The sequence below is a fragment of the Prevotella sp. PTAC genome, from assembly GCF_013166535.1.
Lineage (GTDB): Bacteria > Bacteroidota > Bacteroidia > Bacteroidales > Bacteroidaceae > Prevotella.
This window is the reverse complement of record NZ_JABKKK010000024.1, coordinates 1-7,112: the sequence shown is the minus strand read 5'-3', so window position 1 is coordinate 7,112 and position 7,112 is coordinate 1. Positions and strand designations below refer to the sequence as shown.

The window sequence follows — 7,112 nt, the reverse complement described above, 5'->3', positions numbered from 1 at the left end:
CAGCTCGAAGCCGTTGATTTCCGGCATGTTCAGATCCGTCAGAAGCAGGCTGTATTCTTTCCGGCGTATCATTTCCATCAGTTCCGCAGCATCGGTGCAGGTTTCGCAGTGTACGCCTTCCTGTGCATACATTTCTTTAAGCATCAGGAGAAGTACCTCGTCATTGTCGATGGCAATCACATCATGGAATGTACGGTCATGATGAATCCTTGTCTGATTTATCCTTTCCGGCAGTTCCCCGGCTGTCTGCATGGGTATTTCCACCGTGAAACGGCTGCCTTTGCCTTTCTCGCTCTCCAACTGTATCGTGCCGCCGAGCATTGTCACGATACGCTGAACGATGGACAGTCCCAGTCCGAAGCCGTCTTTTGCGGCGGCGTTTGAAAGACGTTCAAACGCACCAAACACACGTTGCTGTTCTTCCTCGGTCATTCCTGTGCCCGTATCTTCGACGATAAGTTTAAGGACGCCGTTATCGTAGTCCGTTCTCAGGGAAACGCCACCGTTCTCCGTGAACTTGATGGCGTTGGACAGCAGGTTGTTGCCGATTTGCAGGATACGTTCCTTGTCGGTCAGGACGACTGTATCCGTTTGATTGGTTATGGTCAGAGCCAGCCCCTTGTTCATGGCGATGGGTGTAAACTCCGTTTCAAGAATGTGCGTGATTGCCGAAATCCGGCAAGGAGAGAAATTCGGCTGTTCCTTGCCGTTGTCCAGACGGAAGAAACTCAGCAGGGTGTTGAGCATTTCGCGCATACGGTCGGAAGATTGCCGGATATTACGGACATATTGCTCTTTTTTATCCGCATCATTCCCTTTTTCCATCAACGCGTTATAACCGATTATTGCCGTTAAAGGTGTGCGCAGCTCATGGGTGATGGTATGCACCGCTTTCTTTTGGGAGGCAATCAGTTCCTCGTTTTGTTTGATAGACCGTTTCTGCTGTTTTATTAAATCTGCTGTTTCTATTTTGTACCGTTTGATACGGGTGATATTTCAGTGGATGATTATGTAAGAGATCACCAATAACAACACAACGAATCCTGTCAAGCCGCCAATCTGAATGAACGACCGTTCCCGCATGGCAGCTATTTCCAATTCCCTTTTTTGCAGGTCTGCTTGAACTTTTCCATCTATTTGAATAATCAGTCCTTGCAGCTGCCTATTCAGTTCTGCATTTCGTGCAGCAAGACTGTCGGCATGTTCCGACAAACGGCGGCTTTGCGTCTGTTGTTCCGCTATGATATTCCGGTTAAGGGAACGGAGCATCGTGGTGGTCGCAGTTGGTTTCGCTTCTTCCTTTTTGCCGAAGATGCCCAAGAAACCCTTGCGCTTGGACTTCTTGGGCTGTTCCTGCACACTCTTCTGTATGATTACAGGTACTTGACTGGTTATCTTATCGTTGATGGCTTGTTGCTGCTCAAGTATCTGAACAATTTGGCACATCTGCCGTTCCTTATCTTCGAGAAGATGGCGTACACTGTCGATACGCTCTGCCGGATAGGTAGCTTTGAAACGGCAGAGCATACTGTCCATTACCATTCGTTGATAATGGTAATATTCCAAATCTGCATCTTCCCACTCCAATACAGTCTCGCCCGATAAAGATAGCTCAATAAGAAAAACAAATATTTCGTGCGATTCTTGGCGAAAAGTATCTATATGACGATTCTGAACTTCCAATTTCTCTAAATCGCACCATTCTTTATACCAAATATACATTATGCCGATAACCAATAATGCCATCAGCAAATAGCCGAGTGAAATTAGATTCTTGATTGATTTCATACTGCCTATAATTTATCCCAACGTCCATCTTTCAGATAAGGCAAAAACTCCCGTATCTTATCTACTGACCAGTCCCACCATTTCAAATCCTGCATCTGTTCTATTATATCAGGACTGAACCGCTTTCGTATCTCCTTTGCGGGGATACCACCTACAATGGTATAGGGCGGAACATCTTTCGTCACAACCGCCCTTGTACCAACAATAGCACCGTCACCGATATGGACACCAGCCATAATAACGGCTTCATAGCCTATCCATACATCATTGCCTATTACGATGTCGCCTTTGTTGTTCCAAGCGGAAGCCACATTTGCCTTATCCAATTCCCAATCTTCATAAAACAGCGGGAACGTGTAAGTCGATAGTGATTTCAGGGTATGATTGGCGCAGTTGAACAGAAATTTTGCACCGCAAGCAATAGAACAGAACTTTCCAATTATCAGCCGTTCATGGTTAATGGGATAGTGATACAACACATTGTTTTGCTCAAACAGACACGGGTCTGAAACAAAATCATTGTAAATGGTATAGTCGCCTATTTCGATAGACGGGTCTTTTACGACAGCATTCAAATAAACGGTTTGCGTGTCACCTTTACGGGGATATATCTTGTTCATCATAACTTTCAGTTCTTAGTATTGTTTATATTTAAGATAAATGACGGATTGTGTACCAAGCAGCATTACATATAAGTATTCCACTGCCCAATATGCCGCTAACGGAACATCACAAAAATCTAATCCCCATAAGCAGAACAGATAAGCAATAGTAGTTATCACCTGAAAAATGAATACCGTCCGTGTCGCTCCCGTTCCTGTTGTAGCATTCAGATAGACGTAACCGGGTAGTGCAAAGAAGTAATTCAATAGCATGACAAGAAAAGGCGACCATGCAAGCTGTATGATAGCGGGATTTTCCGTATAAGCCCCTATAATGTGCTGGTGAAAGAACAACGCAAAAGCAATCAGTGGAATGCCTGTCGCATATCCTAAACGGATAATCTTATGGCAAAGCGGAAAAACTTGTTTCTTTTCACCTGCTCCAATCAGGTTACTCACCAAAGAACCGGTGACACCTGCCAATGCATTGACGATAACGGAAAACAGTGCGGAAACACTTCTTACAATGTTCGATACAGCCAATTCCGTTTCTCCCAAACGTTCGATAGCCACGAAGAACAGAAACCAAATGGCTACACTTGTAAAGAACTGGAGCATACTCCATACCGAGATAGAAAATACCTCTTTCAATATAGTTATATCAATACGCCAGTATAAGCCATACGCTTTTTTATCAATGTGCCGAAACATATATGCAGCCAATACAGCCAGCGAACACATTTCGGCAGATGAAGAAGCGATAGCCGCTCCCGATATACCCATATCGAAGCCGAATATCAGGAGCCGGTTCAGCGGAATGTTCACCAGTACGGCTGTGAAAGCCGCCATGTTCAAGGATTTTGTCTGTGTAATGCCTACCAAAAACGAGCGTAAGGCAAGGAACGGGAAAGAGAACAACAATCCCCAAATACGCCAATCCAAATAGCGGATAACCGCATTATAAACATCATCCGAAGTTATCAGATGCTTCAACAGAACGGGAGAAAATATCTTGGACAGCAGACAGAGGAGTACCGCCAGTATCAGCAAGAAAAATAATCCCTGAAAGAACGTTTTTCCCGTTTCTGCATACCGCTGCTCTCCGTTTCGGCGGGCAATTACCACTTGCAACCCCAAACTGAACCCGAAGCCGAGCATATAAATTGCCAAGAACCATATTCCGGCAAGGGCAGATGCACCCAGTTCCACGTCACCCACATGCCCTAAAAACAAAGCATCGGTAATGTTTATCAGCTGTTCGATAAGGATGCTCATCATTACAGGAAAAGCGATGAGCCAGATTTTCTTATAGGTATAATTCATTTGTTCAAACCAATATGATACAATACATCCTGCCGCTTTAAGCAGCACGACAATCTTATAGATTTATAATAAGGGATAATGACAAAACAATGACAGGCAAACTTAAAACATAAGCCTGTCTATTGCTGAATAGCAATAATTTGAAGTGCTATTCGCCCGGCGTAGCTATATGCACAACTGCCATTTCATATTGTTGAACAACTATTTATTTTTCTGTTAGTTCTGCAAAGATAGCGTTTTTTCCTGAACTTATATTCTTAATTTATCAATTTCTTTCTGAACCCCATCTAAAAAGCGGGAAGCGTGCGCCCCGTCCATTTGCGTGTGGTGGAACTGGAAAGAAACGGTGAGTGTCGTTTTCAGCAGGCAGCGTTTGTATTTGCCCCAAATAAGAAACGGATTATTAAAAATGCCGCTATACATCCCGACAGCACCGTCTATTTCATATTGTGCCAATGCGGAAGTTCCGATAACCATGCTTTCCGTCAAGTCGTTATTGACGCAACTTTCAGCCACTTGTTTGGTAAGTTGCAGATAGTGTTGGTTAAACAAAGATAAATCATCGCAGAAAGGAATATCACATGAACTTACCTCGCCCTCTCTGTTGGCGACAATGGTGTTTACTGCAATGGTATCGTACTGCATCAGTTTACCGCCAACGGGCAGCAGATAAAATTCTTTCACGTTTCTTGCGGCTTTGCCGATGCACCAGCACATCAACATATTAAACTTCATGCCCGATTTCCGGCTGATTTTCACAAGGCGTGACACGTTGAGTGTCTTAAAGAACGTCACCATTGGCATAGGTGCGTTCATCCACATTTCAAAGGCGTATGCCCGGCTGGTTTCTTGGGGATTTACTTCTTTCATACTTAATGCTATTTTCATTTAATGAATCAGGTCGCAAAAGTAGGAGAAGCGTTTGACCCCGGATAGAACAAACGGGACATTTATATGGGATTGGTGAACAAATCGGAATATGGATTTGATACTTTCAGCAAAGACACGGGCGTATATCCGCAGAATTTCTTGAACTCCCGGATAAAGTGCGACTGGTCGGCATAACCACTGGCATATGCTATTTGTGCCTGATTGATTTCTTTGCCCGCTTGATGCTGCATCTGCGCCAAAGCCTTTTGGAAGCGGACGATACGGGTATATTCTTTGGGATTGATGCCTACAAATGAATGAAACAACCGCTCAAACTGTTTTTTACTTAGGCAGGCAATAGAAGATAATTCGTTTACAGAGATTTGCGGAGTGATATATATTCGCTGTATGGCGGCATCTATTCTTTTAACTCTGTATGTGGTATCAGTCAAATTATCGGCAATTTGTGACAACAGCCATTTTTCTATATAGCTTATGCAAATAGAATTATTCTCACAGTCGAATATTCGTGTAGCCAGTTCATTCAAACTTTTGTTTTCAATATCATAGCCCGAAACTTCCCGGTTGTAAAAAAGGGATGTCGGTATGTTCAGAAACATACTCATGGCGTGGGGCTGGAACACGACCACTATCATTTCTGTATTGCCGTCAGCATACAAATGGGATGAAAAATTAACTTGTCCGCTGATGGTAAGTTTGTCTTGTATAACATTCAATTCGGGAATATATAGTGGTGTTTGCTTATGGAAGATGATTTGAGGGCAACCGATAGGAAAAGTCAGGGTATTCAAAAACTGGTTACTTTTGAATACCCAATAATATCTCACGTAAGGTTGCAATAGCTTACATGGCTTGTAAAATTTGAACTTCTCTTGAATCATTTTACAAAAGTAGCAATTTCGTGTTAGTTACTAAGTAAAAAGAGGTAAATGAAACATAGAAACGACTGCGCATAATGACAAAGTCGTTTCTATGATAAGAATTATATTTTCAATCCTTTCGGTCGATTCCCATCTTTCGTATATAGTTCCGGACGTCCGATGATGATATGGTGGACCCTATGAAATTCTCGGCGTTTCGCATTATTTCACAGGGCTGTGTACCTACAGTATTTTTTAGGTGTACAATGGAATTTATCCTTTCTGTTGTTCCCACTTAGCATACATCTCCCTTGAAAGTTCCACGATCTCCCGGCTCAGTTTCACAAGGTCGATGGTATGTTTCTCCAACTTGTAGAGCAACGCCATCGCCTTCTTCTCCGAAAAGTGGATGCGCAACTCTTTAACGACCTGATTGTAGTTCGTACCGATGGCACGGAACTGGGCGTGGAAGTCCGACAGTTTGGTGTAGTAGTCCACCAGAGTCTTGTCCACTTTCAGCACCTTGAACTTCTGCCCGAAGAAATGCGCCTTCAGAAAAACAGCTTTCGCATACACCTGTGATTCTTCGTACATCGTGAGAAATTTGTTCCATTCCTCATCATCGAAGCGCACCATCACGCAGTGCGTCTTCGGATTCAATTTGGGATTTCTCCCGTACTTGCTCTTCTTTTCCATTCTCTTGTTCTTTTAATTTAATGGTTCATCCATTGTTTAATCTTTGATTAAGGAACCCCGAAATTATCCGACTGCGGAGGATAATTCTACCCACGGCGGTAAAGGTGTTTTCAGTTACTTAAAATTATTCGGGTAACTGAAAATATACCTTGCTGTGTCTTTGAAGACACAAGAATCCTCCGCCTGTCGGATTGGTTTGTGAGTATAATAACTCATTTGGAATATCGGTCAAGCCGATGGAGTATATCCACCGACTTGATTGGTTCTACCGTAATTCGCTCAGAGTTTGCGCCACTGCTCGATGTCCTCCCGGTAGGTTTCAAGGTGCAGGCGGGCGAGGTTCTCGATAAGTCCCGAAGCACTCATGCCACGCCCGCCGAGACGGCGGACAATCCCGTCCAGCCGGTCACGCACCTCACCGCTGACGAACACGGGCTTGCGGTCGGTTATCTTGGGTACTCGCAGGTAAGCGGTACGGTACTCGTCCAGCGACAGCCTGCGTTGTTTGCTGCTGACACGCTTCTGTGGGACTGCCACTTCTTCGGGCGTTCCGCCTGACGGTTCATCCGCTGTAACAGTTTCCGCTTTTTTCGTGACGGTCTTGCCGGGTTGTGCCAGCTGTTCCGGATCCAGACCGATGTTCCTGTAGAAGTCGTCCATAGACTTCTCACTGCGGGATTCCCTGCGTCCCATTCTTTCCACGATTTCACGAGCCTGCTGCTCACTGATACTTGGTTCTCTTTTCATTGTCATAAAACAGGTTGATTAAGTTATTACTGTGGTCTTGGTCTGTGCCTTGACCGATTGTTGCAAGCAAAGTAAGACGTTTTAGTACAGTCAGTCAACAACTTGGATTCGGTTAGGCAATATTGTGAGACTTTGCTTTATGGTGATAGAGATATTGGTGAGGACTTCACAGATTTGCCGGACGTGAATAATCGGAAGAACAAAG

The 7,112-nt window shown here is 44.1% G+C and carries 6 protein-coding genes and 1 pseudogene; all 7 read right to left on the bottom strand.

The window, feature by feature from the left end:
- Positions 1 to 1,788 (bottom strand): annotated as a pseudogene (locus HPS53_RS12340) (hybrid sensor histidine kinase/response regulator); the annotation flags it as partial.
- A 5-nt stretch (positions 1,789 to 1,793) separates the two neighbouring features.
- On the bottom strand, positions 1,794 to 2,411 hold the full coding sequence (locus HPS53_RS12335; RefSeq protein ID WP_172206500.1) for a CatB-related O-acetyltransferase: 618 nt from the start codon (positions 2,409 to 2,411) through the stop codon (positions 1,794 to 1,796).
- Positions 2,412 to 2,423: 12 nt separating this feature from the next.
- Positions 2,424 to 3,713, bottom strand: a complete 1,290-nt coding sequence (locus tag HPS53_RS12330) for an MATE family efflux transporter (protein ID WP_172206498.1) — start codon at positions 3,711 to 3,713, stop codon at positions 2,424 to 2,426.
- A 249-nt stretch (positions 3,714 to 3,962) separates the two neighbouring features.
- A complete protein-coding gene (locus HPS53_RS12325; RefSeq protein ID WP_172206496.1) occupies positions 3,963 to 4,583 on the bottom strand; it encodes a CatA-like O-acetyltransferase, family 2 in 621 nt (206 codons plus the stop codon).
- 80 nt (positions 4,584 to 4,663) lie between these two features.
- Positions 4,664 to 5,485, bottom strand: coding sequence for a helix-turn-helix domain-containing protein (locus HPS53_RS12320; protein WP_172206494.1), 822 nt, complete (start codon positions 5,483 to 5,485; stop codon positions 4,664 to 4,666).
- A gap of 252 nt (positions 5,486 to 5,737) precedes the next feature.
- On the bottom strand, positions 5,738 to 6,160 hold the full coding sequence (gene mobA, locus HPS53_RS12315; protein WP_024988826.1) for a conjugal transfer protein MobA: 423 nt from the start codon (positions 6,158 to 6,160) through the stop codon (positions 5,738 to 5,740).
- A 279-nt stretch (positions 6,161 to 6,439) separates the two neighbouring features.
- On the bottom strand, positions 6,440 to 6,907 hold the full coding sequence (locus HPS53_RS12310) for a DUF3408 domain-containing protein (protein WP_172206492.1): 468 nt from the start codon (positions 6,905 to 6,907) through the stop codon (positions 6,440 to 6,442).
- Between the last annotated feature and the right edge of the window lie 205 nt (positions 6,908 to 7,112).